Origin of the sequence: Caldanaerobacter subterraneus subsp. tengcongensis MB4, assembly GCF_000007085.1 — a bacterium.
Taxonomy (GTDB): Bacteria; Bacillota; Thermoanaerobacteria; order Thermoanaerobacterales; family Thermoanaerobacteraceae; genus Thermoanaerobacter; species Thermoanaerobacter subterraneus.
Genome location: NC_003869.1, coordinates 1,124,587 through 1,142,648, shown reverse-complemented (window position 1 = coordinate 1,142,648; position 18,062 = coordinate 1,124,587). Strand labels below are relative to the sequence as shown.

Annotated in this window: 18 protein-coding genes; 6 read left to right on the top strand and 12 right to left on the bottom strand. The window is 35.7% G+C overall.

Annotated features, from left to right (window positions below; genetic code table 11):
- Positions 1-28: 28 nt before the first annotated feature.
- From TTE_RS05435 to TTE_RS05420, 5 genes are all read right to left on the bottom strand, one after another.
- Complete coding sequence (locus TTE_RS05435) at positions 29-766, bottom strand: ABC transporter permease (protein WP_011025484.1); 738 nt, start codon at positions 764-766, stop codon at positions 29-31.
- On the bottom strand, positions 759-1,265 hold the full coding sequence (locus tag TTE_RS14250) for an energy-coupling factor ABC transporter ATP-binding protein (RefSeq protein WP_226990169.1): 507 nt from the start codon (positions 1,263-1,265) through the stop codon (positions 759-761). The genes TTE_RS05435 and TTE_RS14250 overlap by 8 nt, the downstream gene beginning before the upstream one ends.
- A 60-nt stretch (positions 1,266-1,325) precedes the next feature.
- Entirely contained in the window at positions 1,326-1,694 is a 369-nt protein-coding gene (locus TTE_RS14245; RefSeq protein WP_226990168.1) for an ATP-binding cassette domain-containing protein, read from the bottom strand.
- Positions 1,695-2,719: 1,025 nt separating this feature from the next.
- Complete coding sequence (locus TTE_RS05425) at positions 2,720-4,024, bottom strand: helix-turn-helix domain-containing protein (protein WP_011025483.1); 1,305 nt, start codon at positions 4,022-4,024, stop codon at positions 2,720-2,722.
- A gap of 160 nt (positions 4,025-4,184) precedes the next feature.
- On the bottom strand, positions 4,185-4,751 hold the full coding sequence (locus TTE_RS05420; protein ID WP_011025482.1) for a hypothetical protein: 567 nt from the start codon (positions 4,749-4,751) through the stop codon (positions 4,185-4,187).
- Between the two features lie 109 nt (positions 4,752-4,860).
- On the opposite strand from TTE_RS05420, the gene TTE_RS05415 reads away from it, so the two are divergent.
- The gene (locus tag TTE_RS05415; protein ID WP_011025481.1) at positions 4,861-5,307 is read left to right on the top strand and encodes a chemotaxis protein CheW; all 447 of its coding nucleotides are present in this window, start codon (positions 4,861-4,863) and stop codon (positions 5,305-5,307) included.
- Between the two features lie 24 nt (positions 5,308-5,331).
- Here the strand turns inward: TTE_RS05415 and TTE_RS05410 are convergent, their stop codons facing one another.
- The gene (locus TTE_RS05410) at positions 5,332-6,063 is read right to left on the bottom strand and encodes a YebC/PmpR family DNA-binding transcriptional regulator (RefSeq protein ID WP_041587143.1); all 732 of its coding nucleotides are present in this window, start codon (positions 6,061-6,063) and stop codon (positions 5,332-5,334) included.
- Between the two features lie 12 nt (positions 6,064-6,075).
- Positions 6,076-6,996 carry a cysteine synthase A gene (cysK, locus tag TTE_RS05405; RefSeq protein WP_011025479.1) on the bottom strand — a complete coding sequence of 307 codons (921 nt, stop codon included), beginning with the start codon at positions 6,994-6,996 and terminating at the stop codon, positions 6,076-6,078.
- A 129-nt stretch (positions 6,997-7,125) separates the two neighbouring features.
- Here cysK and TTE_RS05400 point away from each other — a divergent pair, with 129 nt between their 5' ends.
- Both TTE_RS05400 and TTE_RS05395 read left to right on the top strand, forming a co-directional pair.
- Positions 7,126-7,482 (top strand): sulfite exporter TauE/SafE family protein, encoded by a 357-nt coding sequence (locus tag TTE_RS05400; protein ID WP_011025478.1) that lies wholly within the window; start codon positions 7,126-7,128, stop codon positions 7,480-7,482.
- Positions 7,479-7,832 (top strand): sulfite exporter TauE/SafE family protein, encoded by a 354-nt coding sequence (locus tag TTE_RS05395; protein ID WP_011025477.1) that lies wholly within the window; start codon positions 7,479-7,481, stop codon positions 7,830-7,832. Before TTE_RS05400 ends, TTE_RS05395 begins: the two co-directional genes overlap by 4 nt.
- On the opposite strand, the gene TTE_RS05390 is transcribed toward TTE_RS05395, so the two are convergent.
- The 3 genes from TTE_RS05390 to TTE_RS05380 form a co-directional block, all read right to left on the bottom strand.
- Positions 7,815-8,249 carry a CoA-binding protein gene (locus TTE_RS05390; RefSeq protein ID WP_011025476.1) on the bottom strand — a complete coding sequence of 145 codons (435 nt, stop codon included), beginning with the start codon at positions 8,247-8,249 and terminating at the stop codon, positions 7,815-7,817. The genes TTE_RS05395 and TTE_RS05390 overlap by 18 nt on opposite strands.
- Before the next feature lie 32 nt (positions 8,250-8,281).
- Positions 8,282-8,929, bottom strand: a complete 648-nt coding sequence (locus tag TTE_RS05385) for a YigZ family protein (protein ID WP_011025475.1) — start codon at positions 8,927-8,929, stop codon at positions 8,282-8,284.
- A gap of 92 nt (positions 8,930-9,021) precedes the next feature.
- Positions 9,022-9,450, bottom strand: a complete 429-nt coding sequence (locus TTE_RS05380; RefSeq protein WP_011025474.1) for an NUDIX hydrolase — start codon at positions 9,448-9,450, stop codon at positions 9,022-9,024.
- Between the two features lie 195 nt (positions 9,451-9,645).
- On the opposite strand from TTE_RS05380, the gene TTE_RS05375 reads away from it, so the two are divergent.
- Complete coding sequence (locus TTE_RS05375) at positions 9,646-10,128, top strand: DUF3189 family protein (protein WP_011025473.1); 483 nt, start codon at positions 9,646-9,648, stop codon at positions 10,126-10,128.
- Here the strand turns inward: TTE_RS05375 and hflX are convergent.
- Both hflX and TTE_RS05365 read right to left on the bottom strand, forming a co-directional pair.
- Positions 10,118-11,353, bottom strand: a complete 1,236-nt coding sequence (gene hflX, locus TTE_RS05370) for a GTPase HflX (RefSeq protein ID WP_041587307.1) — start codon at positions 11,351-11,353, stop codon at positions 10,118-10,120. The two genes, TTE_RS05375 and hflX, sit on opposite strands and share 11 nt — an antisense overlap.
- 96 nt (positions 11,354-11,449) lie before the next feature.
- Positions 11,450-13,792, bottom strand: a complete 2,343-nt coding sequence (locus TTE_RS05365) for a peptidoglycan-binding protein (protein ID WP_011025471.1) — start codon at positions 13,790-13,792, stop codon at positions 11,450-11,452.
- Between the two features lie 194 nt (positions 13,793-13,986).
- On the opposite strand from TTE_RS05365, the gene TTE_RS05360 reads away from it, so the two are divergent.
- A complete protein-coding gene (locus TTE_RS05360) occupies positions 13,987-16,065 on the top strand; it encodes a phospholipase D-like domain-containing protein (RefSeq protein WP_011025470.1) in 2,079 nt (692 codons plus the stop codon).
- 264 nt (positions 16,066-16,329) lie between these two features.
- A complete protein-coding gene (locus TTE_RS05355) occupies positions 16,330-18,027 on the top strand; it encodes an IS1634 family transposase (protein WP_011025469.1) in 1,698 nt (565 codons plus the stop codon).
- The last annotated feature ends 35 nt before the right edge of the window (positions 18,028-18,062 follow it).

Sequence of the window (18,062 nt, the reverse complement as noted above, 5' to 3'; positions counted from 1 at the left end):
TGTAAGTTACAATAAATTATTCATTTTATCAATAGAATCTTTCAAGAATATACACTCTATTAAATGCCTTTAAAGAGTATGCACCAAAAATAACTATAAGAATTATAAGATAAACTAAGCTCCCAGTTACATTAGTTATACTCTCAAAACCCAATCCCAACCTAATCAGGTTCAGACAGTGAGTTACGGGATTTATCATGAGGATTCCTCTGTATATTGGATTTAGCTGCTCTACTGAATAGTATACAGGGGCAAAGAGTAAAAATACCCACGACAGCAAAGGTATAATACCCTGTGCTATAAATATGTTTCTAATCAAAAGTCCTAAGAAAGTCCCAATGAGCAGTATTGTTATAAGTGAAGCCATTATACCAACTATTAAAAAACTTACATTTATTCCTCTGGCAAATATCACAGAAATATATGATGATATTATTACTACTGGCAGCGTAAAAATGATATAGGTAAGAGCAAGTGAAAAAGCTATTTCCTTTATGTTCACAGACATGGTGGAATATAATTCAAGTACCCGAGGTTCCATTAAATTGCATATCCTTATGGCGTATAATCCTAAAAATGCTCCGATGAAGGTCGCTACCATGTAACCAGAAACCAAATAGGCTACTATTTCTCCTCTAACCCCTCCAAACAGCAAAAGCACAAACACATATGAAAGAGGTAAAATCAAAAGGCTGCTTACCACCTGCCATTTGTACATCCTTAAGCTTTTTAACTCCATCTGTATTCCTGTAACAATTTTATTCATTTTTATCTCCTTCCTTCAGCAGTTTTAAGATAGTCTTTTCAAATGATGGAGATTCTAATTCCAAATACTTAATCTCTGTTACTTCTTTTAATTTATTTATAAATTCTATTCCTTTATCCAGTTCCTCAAATGAAACATCAAACACGCTCCCGTGCTTAGTAAAGCTAACTGGAAGTGAAAATTCTAAAATTGATTCAACTTTTTCCTCATCTGCAGGAATAAAAGTCATTTCTACAGGCATTTTCATTAAGGTTGAGATTTCTTCAGGAGACCCTTCTGCTATAATTTTACCCTTTACTATTACATAAACTCTATCGCAAAGGGATTTTATTTCGTTCATATCATGGCTTGCAATCAAAATAGCTCTTTTATTTTCACTTTTCAACTGGGATATTCTCTCCCAAACCTGTGTTTTTGAAATTATGTCAATCATAGCTGTGGGCTCATCAAGTATTAGAATTGGAGTTTCTCTCGCAATTGCTATGTTTAGTAACAGCATCCTCATCAAACCGGAAGATAGCATATACCCTGCGTAGTTTTTAAACCCTTCAAGCCCTGATTATCTCAATACTTTATCAATTTTTTGAGATAATTCCTCTTTCTTTAATCCTTTAAATTTCAAAGCGAATTCAACTGTCTCTTTAACAGTAAGAGAAGGAAAATACAAAATACCTTGAGGACAATATCCAATGTTATCTCTAATGATGCCTGGTCTTTTAGATATATCCTCTCCTAAAATTTCTATTCTACCCTCTGTAGGACGAAGCAATCCCAATATCTGCCTTATCAAAGTAGTCTTCCCTGCTCCATTTGGTCCAATAATACCGACAATTTTTCCTTCTTCTACCGAAATGTTTATCGCATCATTTGCCCTAACTCCATTGGGATATACTTTAGTCAAATTCACCGTTTTTACAAGCGCTCCCAACTCTAACCCTCCTTTTAGTTTAAAAGATTCAAATTCCAATTTTGGCTTCATTCAAGAGTTTAATCACTTGTTCTTTTCTCTATTGAATTTGCTAGGACCTCCATTACGGTGTCTGAAAATAATTGTTTTTTACAAATTTTTTGGTGTAATCATGTAAAACCATGGATTAATATTTTACACGAACCATACGTTATGGTAAATAGTGGAGAAATGAAACAAACATAAAAATTAGGTCCCCCCTTCCATTTGTTGTTAGATTTTTGCAAAATCTCAACATTTCCAATAAAATGAGAGATTCTGCTATATATTTCAAAGGAATTCCTCTATTTTCGTCAAATTTATATAAACGACCACATTACAGGAAGAAATAGAGGAATTCCTTTGAGAGCCAACAACTTACTACCGCTGATATTTACGTCAATATTCTATCTTTTTTAAAGATGATAAATCTAAGTTTGTTAAATTTTTTGAAACCTTTATTGGATTTAATTGTTAGTATCTATATCCTTTCTTTAATCAAAGATATTACTCTAAATAAAGTACTTTGCAACTACACCCAAAAACCCCCCAAATTTGTCCAGCAGTATAGGATTCCAATAATTTGTATTTAAAGATTACGTTAATAACAAATCCCGTAAAGGTTAGCACTAGCACATCTTTGTTAAGATTTTTTAATACAATTCATATGGTGCAAACTACCAGCAAATTTTTCAGTAATCATTTTGTAAAAAGCAAAAATTTTTATTTATAGAGAATACTGAAAATATTTTCGTCGTTTCACCTTTTAATAAACGTGGAATCCCTGCTTAAAATTATTTTAAAAAACCAAGAAGGTTTGGTCTCTTAACCTACCCAAATAGGAGGATTTTCAAGTGGGATTACAATAAAAGTCCCATATACATAGGCAAGGAGTACCAGTGATGTGAGTAGCACCTTAAGTTTCCTCCCCATCCTGTTCCCCCCTCTTAACTGTCTACTCTTTTGCTTTTATTATAACGTAAAAAAATAAAAATGCAATATATTTTTTATTTTTTTATTGTTTTTTGTTCAATTACTTCTCTGGATTTTTCCAAAAAATATTTAGCATTACTAACATCGTTATTCTCAATATAAAGCAATGCCAGTTCTATATAGGTCTTTAAAGTTTCTTTCTTGCTACCCATGTTTTGGAGAATGTTTGCCAGCCTTTTATATGTCTCTATAATAGCCTGTTTATTTCCTAACTTTTTATATACTTCCGCCAGAAGATAACTGCCTTTTACTATATATTCTATATCCTTGTTCCTGTAGGATATTTCAATGCCTTCTTCCAATAAAGAACGTGCTTCTTTGTATAAACCCATTTTTATATAAAGATTTGCTTTTTCAATAATAGTATGTGATAGTAAATTTTTATCTTCTTTTCGCCTGATTTTTTCGGCTTCATTTAAATATTCCATTGATTTTTCAAAATCATTTTTTTCCATATAAATTTCTCCAATGTTGGTATAAAGAAAACCCAATAAAGGGTTATTATTGTCTTTTATCTCTTCGACTAGTCCTCTAAATATTTCTAAAGCCTTATCATATTCTTTCATGTCTCTATAGGAGTTTGCTTCTATTGATTTTGCATATACATAGTGCTCAAAATCTTTTTCTTTATCTAGTACAGATAAACATTTCTCAATATAATCAATTGAAACCGTTGGCTTACCAATATACCTGTAACACAGGGCGTTGTTATAACTTGCTTTGATTTTTATTTCAATATCATTTATCTCTTCTGCATATTCTAAAGCCTTGTGAAAATACATTGTTGCTTCAGGAGACTCTAATAAAGCTACTTTACAAGCTCCCAACATGTTGTAGACGTAGGGCAGTTGTTCCTTTATATTGTTGAGTAATAATATATCCAGTGCTTTGTGGTAATTGATAAAAGCCTCCTGAAAATGTTGATTTTTATACATCACATCTCCTATTTTTATGTAAGCTAAAGCAGTCACTCTTTTTAACTTGTATTCATCTGCAATTTTAAATATTTCTTTTAGTTCATTTAAATCTTCTAACGTGTTAATTTGATCTAGTTTCTGAATACAGTAATACTCTGCTTCTTGGGCAGGAGTCATTAGAAGATAGTCACCATCTATGTTTAAGTCAATACCAAGTTCCCGAGCTCTTTTATTAAATTTTTCTGCGATGATAGAAGCAGTTTCTCTGCTCATAGTAGTTCGATTGCTTTCAATCATGCTTATAAAACCTCTTGTAATATTTTCAGACTGCAGCTCTCTTTGCTTCATTTTAAGCATTTTCCTTATTTTTTTGACTCTTTCTCCAGGCGTTAGAAATTCCATAAGCTTCAGTACCTCCTATTGTGAAATAAAAATATTATTTTTAAATTGCTTTTTATCTCATTATAATATCTTCTTCCCTTGATATCAAGGCAATATTCTGCTTTCAAAGACAAAATTAAGTCCCTGTTTCTTAACTTCAAAAACAGGGACTTATACTCTTTTAAGAGCTTAAATTTGCCAGTATTTGATAAGCTTCATCTTTATCTTTTGTAATTATATTCTTCATTACTCTTTCCCTATCAAAAGGTGTCAAACTTTCAAGAGGAATGTCAGTCTTTTCTACAATTTCTTTATGCCCGTTTCCATCGCTTTTGAGCAAAGCCACATAGCCGTCAACCACAGAAATAATGTAATAATCTGGCGGCAAACCTTCTTTTTCTCTATATAAGACTATTTCTTCATCATCAAATTTTATCACCTTCCAACCAGAATATATCTTTTCCAATTCCTCTTTTGACTTGCCGTAAAGGGAAGGAGTAAGCTTTTGCTCTTCTCGTACAACTTCACCATTTTCAAGATACTTGGTCTTAAAAATTAACTTTTTATAAAAATCTGCTCTTTTAGCAAGAGCTTCCTGTTGAATGGAAAATGGTTTTTCATACTTTGCGCTTTTCGCTTCCCTTTCCATCTCATTTTGTTTAACGCTTATGAGGTATCCTGTCATCGCCCCCAAAAAGATAGCAAAAATATATATAGGAACCATCTTATAGGAAATTATCTTTTTCATAACATCTCCTCCTGTTCTATGTAATTATAACCAATTTTAAAAATTTTATTCTTCTTGCAGGATTTTGTCAAAAAATATCGAATAATATCTAAGAAGGAGGAGATGGAAAATGCCAAAGCAAATTGTTGTATTTAAATTAAACAGCGAGGACTTTTGTGTAGACATCAATCAGGTGGTAGAAATCATAAGGCTTCAGACCATCATCAAAGTGCCAGATGCACCTTCTTTTGTAGAAGGAATAACTAATTTAAGGGGCACAGTAATCCCCATAATAGACCTCAAGAAAAGATTTAATCTGCCCACATCAGAAAAAAATGAAAACAACAGAATAATTGTGGTAAATGTCACAGAAAGGCCTGTAGGGTTCATAGTAGACTCAGTGACAGAAGTTTTAAGAGTTGAAGATTTCACAATACAAGAAGCGCCAGACATAATAAAAGGAATTGGAAGAGAGTACATAACTTCTATCATCAACCTCAACGGAAGGTTGATTATCAACCTTGACTTACATAAAATACTTACAGAAAAAGAAAAGAAAGAGATAGAGCATATTTAGCTTTCTATCTCTTTCTTTTTATTCCTACTCATCTTCTAATTCTACATTGTGGTAAACATTCTGAACATCGTCATTGTCCTCAAGTTTGTCAATCAATTTCTCGAATTTCTCATAGTCTTCAGGACTTAGCTTAATGGTGTTTTTAGGAAGCATTGTAATTTCTGCCTCAGAAATTTTATATCCTGCTTTTTCTATAGCCTCCCTTACTTCTTGGAAATTAGAAGGGTCAGTTATAATCTCAAATTCTCCCTCGTCCGCCGAAAAATCCTCCGCTCCGGCCTCTATCGCCACCATCATCAAGTCCTCTTCATTTATGGAATCAGTTTTTTCCACTACTATAACTCCTACTTTGTCAAACATCCATGTTACAGATCCAGCAGCCCCCAGAGTGCCGCCATTTCTGTCAAAAATATGCCTTATTTCACCTGCTGTGCGGTTCTTGTTGTCGGTTAAAGCCTCAACAATTATAGCTGTACCTGCCGGGCCATATCCTTCGTAAATTACCTCTTCAAGCTTTGCTCCTCCTAATTCACCAGTACCTCTCTTAATAGCCCTTTGAATATTTTCACTGGGCAAATTAAAGGCTTTTGCCCTTTCAATTGCTAATTTCAGTTTACTGTTAGTCTCGGGGTCTCCCCCTCCCTCTTTTGCCGCTTTTATGATATCTTTTGTAAGTTTAGTAAAGATTCTCCCTTTTTTAGCGTCCATTTTTTCTTTTTTGTGCTTTATATTAGCCCATTTGGAATGTCCAGCCATAAACATCCCTCCTCAATGTTCTCTGAAAATCTGAGTGCTTAAATACCTTTCTCCACTGTCTGGCGCTATCGCAAGGACTTTCTTCCCTTTTCCTAATTTCTTAGCTACATTAAGCGCTGCCCACAAAGAAGCACCAGTAGAAATCCCTGCCAAAATACCTTCTTTTTTGGCCAAAATTCTAGTCATTTCAAAGGCATCTTCATCTTTCACTGGTATCACTTCATTTAGCACTTCTCTATCCAAGACTTTGGGTATAAAGCCTGCTCCAATTCCCTGAATCTTGTGGGGACCCGGTTCTCTTCCAGATAAAACTGCGGCAGAGTAAGGTTCTACCCCCACAATCTTTATATCTGGAAAAACTTTTTTAAGGACCCTACCAACTCCCGTAATAGTCCCTCCTGTACCTATACCGGCTACAAAAGCATCTAAACCTTCCTTAAAATCCTCTATTATTTCCTTTGCAGTAGTCTCTTCATGAATGAGAGGATTTGCTAAATTCTCAAACTGCTGGGGCATGAAATAGTTCTTGTTCTGCTTAACTAACTCTTCCGCTTTTCTAATAGCTCCCTCCATGCCCAGTTTTCCAGGAGTCAAAATCACCTCTGCCCCGTAAGCAGCCAAAAGCATCCGCCTTTCCATGCTCATGGTGTCAGGCATGACTATTATAACTTTATATCCTTTTGCAGCCCCCACCATTGCCAGCCCTATTCCTGTATTTCCACTGGTGGGTTCCACAATCACACTGCCTTTTTTTAATATCCCTTCTTTTTCTGCCTTTTCTATCATAGCAAGTGCAATTCTGTCTTTGACGCTGCCGGCAGGGTTAAAAAACTCAAGTTTCAAGTACACTTCAGCGCTATTTTTATCAGGCACCTTATTTAACTTTACCACAGGGGTTTTCCCTATCAAATCAAGAATATTGTTCGCCACCATTTTAAAGACCTCCATACATACATTGCTATACCCATTTTAAACTGACAAAACTTAATCTGTCAAATGGAAATTCGAATAGTTAAAATTTTTAGAGGAAAACTAATAGCAAAAAGATGGCAAGGTGATAGAATGTCAAAAAACAAAAAACTTTTTCTCATAGGAACTGCAACAGGCTTCATAAACGGGCTTTTGGGAGCTGGTGGTGGAACATTGATAGTCCCTGCCCTGGTATTTTTGCTGGGCATAGAGGACCATAAGGCTCATGCTACAGCAATTTCCATAATCCTTCCCTTAACAGTAATAAGTAGCTTCATCTACCTTCAAAGCAAAATAATAGACCTTCCCCTCACAGTCAATGTAGCCATAGGAGAAACTCTTGGTGGAATTATAGGAGCGTATTTTCTCAACAAAATTTCAATTCCACTTTTGAGGAAAATCTTCGGTGTAATAATGATAACCGCCGCCTTCAGGATGTGGGTACAATGAAGCTATTTTTAATTGGCCTTTTTTCAGGAATTATTGGTGGAATGGGGATAGGAGGAGGCACAATACTTATTCCTGCTCTCACTATAATAATGGGCGTAGAACAGCATACAGCTCAGAGCGTAAATTTACTCTCCTTCATTCCCACAGCTGTAATTGCCCTTATATATCACTTAAAAAAGAGAAACATAAAATATTCCATACTTCCACTCATAATCACAGGTGGAATAATAGGTAGCCTAGTAGGTGCCAATATAGCTATTGTAACTAAAGCAATTCTTCTTAAGAAAATATTTGCAATTTTGCTATTTTTAATAGGCATATATGAAATCCTCTCAAAGCCACGAAAATGAAAATAAGAGGAGAAATCCCCTCTTATTTTCTCTGTCAGTTTCTAACATCACGCAAGTATTGTGTATAACCTTTAATCCTAGATTTTTAGCCTTTTCAATCAATTCTTCACTTTCAGATCCCGGCTGAAACCATATAAATTCTACTCCTAACTTAGCAGCCTCTTCTACGTATTTTTCTCCTCTTGTAGGTGGAACAACCATATCTACGACCTCTGGAACTACAGGTAAACTAGAAAGAGAATCATAACACTTGTCTCCATCTACTTCTTCAAACTTAGGATTTACAGGATAAGCAGTATATCCATTTAATTTGAGGGTTTTATAAATCTGAAAACCGTACTTTGTCTCGCGAGGAAGCGCACCTACAACTGCCCATACTTTCCTCTTCATAGCGTCCTCTACATAATCCCAATCCATTTTTTCTACCTCCTAACCTTCTCCATCTCCCCTTACAAAATGTATTTTCCATCCTTTTTAAAAAGGTACACATCTTCTTTTACTCTTATATCGCAGCGACTGGCAGTCAAGTCAGTGATAAAATTCTTAAACTCTGAAACTTTCTCTTCTACGACAGGCAATGTAATAATAACCTTATCCGCATAAGAGATATCCTTTATCAAATAATCTCTTCTTAAAAGTTCATTCTGAATTTTTCCAAGCAGATTATAATCAAAAGTGAGTTCAAGCTCCTTAGCCGGAATCTTTTCTACTATTCCTGCCGCATCAATCCCCATCTTAGCTGCTTTTGTGTATGCCCTGACTAAACCACCTGCTCCCAACAATATTCCTCCAAAATATCTTGTGACCACAACAACTACATTCTTCAGTTCCTGTTTTTTTATCACGTTTAAGACAGGCATACCAGCTGTTCCCGAAGGCTCACCATCGTCGCTAAACCGCTGTATTTCATCATTTTCCCCTACTACGTAGGCGTACACGTTGTGCGTAGCAAGTCTGTGTTCAGCTCTTATTTTCTCTATAAACTTTATAGCCTCTTCCTCAGAGGCTACAGGACTTGCATGCCCTATAAATTTTGACTTCTTTATCTCAACTTCTGCAACTCCGTATCCAAGAAGAGTCTTATAAATTTTGCCCAAATTAACACCCCGTTTGTCATTATACCAAATTATAGCCAAAAAATAAAGCCGTTGCCGGCTTTAAAAATCAAAGTCCTTTCTATTTTACAACCTTAAGCCAGCGCTTTTGTGAGAGTTTTGTATTTAAAGTAAGAAACGTTTACAAGCGATTTATCTTGACTGTAGGTAATCATATCCAATGCCTTGTCTATAGGGAAAAATCCTCCATCAACAAAGCCGTCCTCCTTGCTTATATTAAATTCCTCTTCACTCGTCGTCATGAGATACCAGGTGATTTTATTAAAGACGGGACGCTGACGGGTTACAGAATAGAACTCATAGCTGGTCTCACCAGCAGTAGAAAGGACTTCAACTGACTTAAGACCTGTTTCAGCACACACTCTCCTTATGGCCACGTCAATGGGGAGTTCATTATTTCTAATGACCCCTTTGGGTAACACCCATTCCCCCTTTTCATTTTTGAGGATAAATACACTGTCTCCTTTGAATACAACTCCTCCAGCGCACTCTCTTATTAACATTTTCAAGCCCCCTAAAACATTTTCTTTTATTATAATATTCTTTAAAAAGTCTCAAATTCCTGCTTAATTTTTAATTTTATTTTTATTTTTTCCACCGGTCACCATAATTATACATTTAAAATTACTTTTTTCCAGTATAAAAAAGCAAAAATCACAGACAATAAGTACTGCAAGAGAAAGGAAGGAGAGTTTTATATGCACATAATCTATCACTGTTATGGAGGCACACATACTTCTGTCATAGCAGCTTATATCCACACAGGTCAACTGCCCGAAGACAAAACTCCATCTAGAGAGCAGATAGAAGGCATACCTCTTTTTGATAAATTAAACGGACAAAACGACCCAGGTCATATAGTCTTAATTGGAACTGACGAATACGGCAATAATGTATACTCCATGGGAGTAAAAAATGCAAAAAAGCTCATAGAACCAGCTTTAAAAGACCTATACTACCATCTTTTTAACACCAACGAAGGTCTTTTATTAGTAGACACAACTGCCGCTACAAATTGGTTGATGAAAATTGGAGGATTCCTCTCAATCGCACTAAAATTTCCTATGCTGGGAAGGCCTCTTGTAACTTACGGAACGCAAAAATCTTACAAAAAAATTGTACAAGTAGTAAAAAACGTTAAAGCTCAGGAAAAAGCAGAATACAACGCCATCAAGAGATAATAAAATTCCTAAGCCTTTCTTTTATCTCACACGTAACCTCAGCTTTTACTGATATCCCTTTTTCATCAAAATCTTCCTCAATCACCTTCCCTCTCTCTTTTAAATAATTATACTCTCTCGTTTTTTCGTATGGGAATAAAAAACTCACCACCTCTGTCTCTTTAAAAAGCTCTCTTTCAATAGCCTCTAAAAGCCTGTCAAGCCCTATTTTATTTTTTGCAGATATGTAAATATCCCTGTTATTCCCTGAAGGTACAATTTCCAAAAGGTCTATCTTGTTATAGACATTTATCCTGGGAGTTTCAATTGCTCCCAAATCAGAAAGCACCTTCTCCACAACTTTTATCTTTTCATCCATGTCAGGAGATGTTACATCAATCACATGCAGCAGCAAATCCGCATACTTCACTTCTTCCAAGGTAGATTTAAAGGCCTCCACCAGATCATGCGGAAGTTTTCTTATAAACCCAACTGTATCGGTCAAAATTACTTCTCTGCCTGAAGGAAGCACAAGCTTTCTAGCAGTTGGATCTAATGTGGCAAATAATTTATCTTCCACATAAGCATCAGCACCTGTCAAAGCATTTAACAAAGTCGATTTTCCTGCATTGGTGTAACCCACAATTGCCACAACGGGAATTTGATTTTTCTTTCTTCTTTGCCTCTGCAAATTTCTATGTTTCTCTAATTCTTCTAACTTCTCCTCTATAGCCTTTATCCTATTCCTGATATGTCTTCTATCAACTTCTAATTTTGTCTCCCCCGGCCCTCTTGTCCCTATTCCTCCTCCCAGCCTGGAAAGCTGCCCTCCCAAGCCTACAAGTCTTGGCAAACGATATTTTAGCTGAGCCAATTCTACCTGAAGCATTCCCTCTTTTGAGCGAGCTCTTTTGGCAAATATATCCAATATGAGGTTAGTTCTATCTACGATTTTGACGCCTAAAGCATCCTCAAGATTTTTTATCTGTGTCCCTGTGAGTTCGTCATTTACAATCACCAAGTCAGCCTGCTGATTCTCAACAAACATCTTCAATTCTTCCAGTTTGCCTTTGCCAATGTAATGAGCCTTGTTTATCCCCTTCTTTTTTTGGGTCAGTATTCCAATCACTTCAGCTCCGGCAGTCACTGCAAGCTCTTTTAATTCATTAAGCGTTTCTTCATCCTCAGGAGAAGAAATAATAGCAACTAAAATAGCTCTTTCCTTATCTCTTGCAAGTTCTTCCATACAATCACCAACCCAAAGTTTTGTAATTATAATATATTCTATCTTTTGCAAAAAAGCAACTTATATAAAAAGCCTCCTCTTCGGAGGCTCCTTGGCTTAATTTTGAATCACAATATCAAAATACTCTGAAGCAAAAAGCTTCTGCCCTGCTGCATCTTCAATAGCCTTCCTAAAATCATCATTTCCTACCGTGATAATTCCTTTGGTCCCTGTGATTTTAATCTCCACAGGTCTGTCAAACATCTTCTTAGTAATCTCAACATTTAAAACAGCGCCAATTTGAGGATATGCTTTTTCTATTTGACTTCTAGAAATGCTCACATTCCACCAATAAGTAGCGTATTTAGAAGTATCATAAGGGTCAGGTTTGCCCTTCAAATACGGAACATCTTTTTTCCAGGCAAAAAATGAATCTACTGTATAGCCCCCTGCAGAAGCGCTGTAAACAGTATCCGCCAATTTTCCGCCGTATGTAACTACCTCCCCTTTTGTAGACTCAATCAGCTGGTCAATCTTGGGGTCAGCAATAGAAATACCCTTGTAAACTTGCGAAAGAGTTGTGTCGTAAACGTCAAAAATATTCTCATCTTTTATCCTCACTAAGGCATAAGTTCTAGCTGCAAGAATTTGAGCTTTTAACGCCTCTTCAGGCCAAGAAGGCGACATCTCTGCTGGCACTACTCCCCTCAAATACTCCTCAATCGGAAGCACATTTATTAAGTCCAAACCAGAAGGGATAGAGTTTGGATTTGGATATATCCTAAATTCTCCCTCATAAGGCCTTGCCTTGTTAACGTAAAATAGCACCCCATCGTTAGTAGGTACAATTTTGACCATATCTACTGAAGTTCTTATTTCAGGAGATTGTGAATTTGCAATTAAAATATTGCCATCTAGGTAATTTATAGAAGTTACAGAATCAGGCAAAAAAGTCTCCTGTTTTTCAATTATCTGACCTGTGCTATCGTCCTTTACTTTGTATATGACATTGTATGGCTGACTGCTTGTAATCTTTATATCCTGACTTGTAACATCCAAGCTAATTTTTACTTTCACATTGACATTGGAAGTGTCTACCTTATTTATATCCACTCCTGTGTAATAGTATTTTATTATCTCGTCATACTTAAATCCCTGTTCTGCCATCCCCTTTGCGCCAAACTGCGTCATTCCAACACCGTGGCCATATCCGCCTTTCCCTTGAACATAAAATCCCTTGACCGCCTTCACTTGCGCATCCACTTCTAACAGTTTTTTTAACGTGTCGACATCCGCAATTCCCGTAGGATTTAAAGAATAATACTGTTGGAAAGATCTTACTGCATTTGAAGTGACATCGTCATATGTACCAGTTACATCTCCATCATAATATTTAAGTTCTGAAAGCATTCCTTGCAATAGCTTCACATCATCTCCCTGGAGTCCTCCCTTTAATTCCCTTGTAAAAGGAGTAGGAAATTGTATCTGGTCTTCTTTTTGATTTTGGGGATTATCTCTATTTACATCTCCTCTGGAAGGAAGTGTCACATTCAACCTCGAAATAAGTGCCTGCCATGTCATAGGACCTACTATCCCGTCTGCCTCAAGATTTGCTGACTTCTGAAAATTTATAACTGCCTGTCTCGTCTTTCCACCAAATATTCCATCAGGGACACCAGCATCAAATCCCAATTTATTCAGATACTGCTGTAAAAGCTTCACTTCTTCTCCTATCATTCCGTATTTCAATACCTTATTGAAAATAGCATTTCCATCTCCATTAGAAATACCTTTTCCACTTCCATTAGAGCTAGAGGGCAATGTCGTCTGAACCTCTTCCCTTTTTTCATCTCCTCTTGAAGGAGAAGGGGCATTAACTTTTTGCAATAACACTTTTTGAGTTGCGGGCCCTACAATTCCATCTGCCAGTAATCCATTCGCCTTCTGAAATTGCACCACAGCATTTTGAGTCTTAAAACCAAATATGCCATCAGGTGTCCCTACATCAAAGCCCAGCTTGTTTAAAATACTCTGCAGAAACTTTACATCCTCTCCCTGCATCCCATATCTCAATGTCCTTGAAAATGTAGCTTGTGCGACTGTTTGAGTAGCTGATGAATTAGATGTATTAGAAGTTTGAGGAGGACTACTTACATTTTTACCAGAAAAAGCATTCAGTTTTTCCAAAAGAACTTTCTCTGTAGAAGGTCCGTATATTCCATCAGGCACCAAATTAGAATCCTTCTGGAATTTTATAAGAGCATTTAAAGTAGCCGGTCCAAAATAGTCTGTAGGAGTAGAAGTTACGAAGTATCCCAGTCTATTCAAATTTTCCTGAAGCTTTCTCACCTCAGGAGATCTCATCCCATACTTCAGTATTGTAGCAGCATAAGCATTATTAGCCATAGATAATACCAAGGAGGAAGAGAGCAAGAAAACTGCTACTTTTTTCTTTTCCATCACAATTTCTCCTCTCTTTAATGAACTCTTCGATTAGAATATTCGACATTTTTCTTCTGTATTTTAATAATTCTACAACAAAAGCCTAAATCCTTCTTTTCTTGTAGAATTTCCAAATATTTTTTAAAAAATTGAGCAATTATCTCAAAATTATGATAAAATAGACTGTGAAGCAAAGGTTAGGGGGTATCTCAATGGCAGAACAGATGACTTTAGATATAGGCCCTGTAAAGGGAAAGGAAAGCACCCTTTTTATAGTGCTCAACGGTGAACAAGCAAATCTATCGATTGAGGAAATTTTTGACTCCCATAGATTTAAAAAGTTTATGGCGATTTCATACGTTTCCTCCCCCAGGTTCTTCGCTAAAGTTGTAAAAGGATTTGAAGAAGTAGAATTTATACTCGGCATTGATTCAGCAGAACAGGCAATAAATTTTAACAGCGTTTATTCCCTTTTAATAGATGTAAATAAAAGAATTGACTTCATCAAAGAATTTGACGCTGAGTTGCAAACCAGAGTCTCGGAAGATAAAGTAAAAATAAGGTATTGCAATACTAATTTGCCAATACATACAAAGCTTTATCTTTTAGAAAATCCTGATACTGGCAATACTCGTGTGATAATAGGATCTGCCAATCTCACTGAAAGAGCCTTTAGTGGAGAAAAACAGTATGAAAACATAGCAATATTTGATAACCAGCCTGAGATTTTTAAAATATATTTAGAGTGGTTTAAGAAGCTTTTTTCAAATAGCTTTGACTTTGTACCAGAGGAGATAAAGAAAAAGATAAAGCAGGAAAAAGCCCAAACAATTGTATTGGATAAAGAAGAAAAAGCAAATATAGTTACCAATGAAATCGCAAGAAACCTTTACCACATCGTCCCTCTTTCTCAAGAAATTTTTGAAGAATGGAAGGCATCCCCTCAGAATATCCAGTATCAAGCTGAACTTCAGGCAAATGAAGTAAGGCAAAAGACCCAAATCATCGCCGCAATCACAAAAAAAGATGGAAAAGTCTATAGACTTAAACCCCCTCAAGAGATAAGAAAAATGAATATAGTAGTAGATACTCTGGTGTCAAACTCACTAAAAGAAGACCAATTGCAAGTTCGCCAAAAGTTAATATATTGGGACAAAAATGACCTAATCTATATTGTATCAGAAGACAATAAAACAGCAGAATTTTCACAAAAAGCTGAAAAAGACGAAATCAAAACTCACATTTCTTTAATAACAGAATTTGTTGAAGCTTATAGAAAATTCACCGTTACAAAAGAAGATAAACACCTGGGGAAAGTTATGGAAGCTATACTTTACGCCTTTATGTCTGTCTATTTGTGGAAGATTAGAGAAGATTTAGTTATACAATATGGAGGAGAGAGTTACAGAGCCAATGTGCCTATTTTCTTAGTCCTCGGAGGAAGGGCTTATTCTGGAAAAACCACTGCCTTAGAAATAATAGGAATGCTTTTAGGAAACTACCCACCCTATTTCATCTCATACGACACCATAAGAAAAGGAAATGTAGCAGACAGAGAACTTTTAGAAGGATTTTTTGGCAGTGAATATCTAGCCCCAATTTTAGTTGATGAAATGCCAATTTCCTTTTTTACAGGTAGAACTGGTGAAAATATCATAAAAAATGTAAGTAACAATGCGAAAGGCAAGCATCCTGTAATGATCTGCACTACTAACATGAACGAATTCAATGTACCCCAGCAAATCTTAAGAAGAATTTACTATTTGCAGATAGATAGCGAGTTTGACAAAAGATACAATTTAGAATCACAGGAGCATCTCACTAAAATTAGAAGAGGAATAAATAGTACCCTTTTCAAAGATTTTACTTATAGAATGGGAGAACTAATACGAGAGGGAGAACCTCTGTATTTGCGAAATGATTACCTATACGCGGCTAGAAAAATTTTTGAAGAATACTACAGAGAATGCAAAATAGACCTCCCCGAATGGTTCCCCAAAAAGCCTTTTAACGACTACGAAGAGAGAGGAAAAAGATGGTGGCAGGAAAAATATAAACATCACAAAGAACTCTTTCAAATAAGGCCTGATGGCACAATCTACGTAGAAATAAACGAGCTTTTCAAAGATCCTAAAGAAAAAGACTTCGCTCTAAATATGCTGGGCCCCGGCTGCATAAACGAATCCAGCCATATCCTTATACTAAACGAAAAAGAATTTTTTGAATACATCGGAGAAAAGAAAAAGCTAAATCCTGTCATAAGGTTGATAAAAGGGTTAGTAAAATCTTGAAAAAAGCGCCCATAATTCTCCTTGGGCGCTTTTTGAGTTAATTTTTAGCGCTTTTATTGATTTTTTCTCGACTTTGTCAGTTGGAGGCCATTTTTAGGCTGGTAAAAAATATCAAACCCTTGATTTTCAAGGGTTTTTTGTTTTTAGGGTTAAAAAATTTTTCAAAACTGTAGGGACAATTTTACTCCTAATTATTGCCATAATACTTGACTATATTCACTTTTTGTAGTATAATGTAATAAACTAACATAAAGGTGATGCCATATGTTTCTCAAAATAACTAAAGCTGGTGGCTATGAGTATGCCAAAATTGTCCATAATTATCGCGAAAATGGTAAAATAAAGCAAAAAGTCTTGCTTAATCTCGGTAGAATTGATGAACTCAAAAATGATCCCTCTTTCATTAATCTTGTAGATAAATTGCAAAAAATATTTTTAAGCTCCAGTGAAGAAACAGGTCCCATCAAGCTTTTTCCAGAAGATGTTTCAGAAGGGATTATTAAAAACTGGGGATATATTGTGTATAGAAAACTTTGGGAAGAGCTTGAAATAGATAAATTCCTCAAACAGTATATTTCTCAAAATTCCAGGATAAAGTTTGACATTGATAAAGTGACGTTTTTGATGACAGTACAAAGATTAATTCAACCAGTAAGCAAACTTCAGACGTATTACCGCAAAAACAGATACTTTAGATTTGAAGAAGATATTGATTTAAATCAGCTGTACAGGGGATTAGATATTCTGGCCCAGATAAAAGAGGATTTGGAGCTATATCTTTATCACAAGAATAGAGATTTATTTAACATGGTAGTTGATGTTGTTTTTTATGATGTGACAACATTTTACTTTGAAAGCATTAAGCAAGATAACTTAAGGGATTTTGGATTTAGCAAGGATAACAAGGTAAATGAGGTACAAGTGGTAATGGGCATGCTTGTAGATAAAGAAGGAAGACCAGTTGGATATGAACTGTTTCCAGGAGATACTGTTGACAGCAAGACCATGATAGAAATTTTGAGGAAACTGAAAGATAAATTTTGCATAGACCAGGTAATAATAGTTGCGGACAAAGGCCTTAACAGTAAACTTAATTTAAAGCTGATAAAAGAAGCGGGATACGACTACATTGTGGCAAGCAGACTGAAAAACATGAGTAAAGAGATTTTAGATAGAGTATTTGATGAAGAGGGGTATCAAGTTCTTGAGGAGAAAAAGTGGAGATTTGACAGAGAAATATTTGGTGAAGAGTTTAGATTCAAGGTCATAGAAAGAGAGAATATTATCAAAACGGGAGAAGGGGAAATATTCAAGATACCTGAGAATCTAATAATAACCTATTCAAGCAAGAGGGCCAAAAAAGATAAAGAAGACAGGCAAAGGCTAGTAGAAAAAGCAAAAGAACTTTTAGAAAAGCCCGGCAATGTAAGGGCAGCAGAAAAGAGAGGCGGAAGGAAATATTTAAGACGCATTTCCGAATCAGAAGAATATGTACTGGATGAAGAAGCAATAAAGAGAGATGAGAAATTTGACGGTTTTTATGCAATTCAGACCAGCAAGAAAGAAATGAGTGTGACAGAAGTTTTGAATGCATATCATGATTTATGGAAGATAGAGCAGTCTTTCAGAGTAATGAAAAGTTGTCTGGAGGTAAGACCAATATTTCACTGGACGGAAAAAAGGATAAGAGGGCATTTTGTTGTGTGCTATTTAGCATTTTTACTGGAAAGAACTTTAGAATACAGCCTGAGGTCTAAGGGGAAAGAATTAAGCAGTGATAGAATAAAAGAAGCGATAGGTTCAATGAATTTTGTGGAGATAGAGATAAATGGGAAGAAATATTTAATTAAACAAAAGATGGAGGAGGAAGCTGAGGACATATTGAAGGTGATGAAAATAAAAGCACCAAAAAATTTCATTACATATGAGGAAGGCATGGAATTAATTAGCATGAGAAAGTAATGTAGTGACAAATTTCACGCCCATTTTTTGTCAAT

Bases quoted from the DNA above. Each gene is read 5' to 3' on its own strand.
- TTE_RS05380 (WP_011025474.1), bottom strand. From the start codon at position 9,450: ATGTTAATAAGAGAGTGCGCTGGAGGAGTTGTATTCAAAGGAGACAGT.
- TTE_RS05365 (WP_011025471.1), bottom strand. From the start codon at position 13,792: ATGGAAAAGAAAAAAGTAGCAGTTTTCTTGCTCTCTTCCTCCTTGGTA.
- TTE_RS05360 (WP_011025470.1), top strand. From the start codon at position 13,987: ATGGCAGAACAGATGACTTTAGATATAGGCCCTGTAAAGGGAAAGGAA.
- TTE_RS05435 (WP_011025484.1), bottom strand. From the start codon at position 766: ATGAATAAAATTGTTACAGGAATACAGATGGAGTTAAAAAGCTTAAGG.
- TTE_RS05355 (WP_011025469.1), top strand. From the start codon at position 16,330: ATGTTTCTCAAAATAACTAAAGCTGGTGGCTATGAGTATGCCAAAATT.
- TTE_RS05390 (WP_011025476.1), bottom strand. From the start codon at position 8,249: ATGGATTGGGATTATGTAGAGGACGCTATGAAGAGGAAAGTATGGGCA.
- TTE_RS05375 (WP_011025473.1), top strand. From the start codon at position 9,646: ATGCACATAATCTATCACTGTTATGGAGGCACACATACTTCTGTCATA.
- TTE_RS14250 (WP_226990169.1), bottom strand. From the start codon at position 1,265: ATGCTGTTACTAAACATAGCAATTGCGAGAGAAACTCCAATTCTAATA.
- TTE_RS05410 (WP_041587143.1), bottom strand. From the start codon at position 6,063: ATGGCTGGACATTCCAAATGGGCTAATATAAAGCACAAAAAAGAAAAA.
- TTE_RS05420 (WP_011025482.1), bottom strand. From the start codon at position 4,751: ATGAAAAAGATAATTTCCTATAAGATGGTTCCTATATATATTTTTGCT.
- hflX (WP_041587307.1), bottom strand. From the start codon at position 11,353: ATGGAAGAACTTGCAAGAGATAAGGAAAGAGCTATTTTAGTTGCTATT.
- TTE_RS05425 (WP_011025483.1), bottom strand. From the start codon at position 4,024: ATGGAATTTCTAACGCCTGGAGAAAGAGTCAAAAAAATAAGGAAAATG.
- cysK (WP_011025479.1), bottom strand. From the start codon at position 6,996: ATGGTGGCGAACAATATTCTTGATTTGATAGGGAAAACCCCTGTGGTA.
- TTE_RS05415 (WP_011025481.1), top strand. From the start codon at position 4,861: ATGCCAAAGCAAATTGTTGTATTTAAATTAAACAGCGAGGACTTTTGT.
- TTE_RS05400 (WP_011025478.1), top strand. From the start codon at position 7,126: ATGTCAAAAAACAAAAAACTTTTTCTCATAGGAACTGCAACAGGCTTC.
- TTE_RS05395 (WP_011025477.1), top strand. From the start codon at position 7,479: ATGAAGCTATTTTTAATTGGCCTTTTTTCAGGAATTATTGGTGGAATG.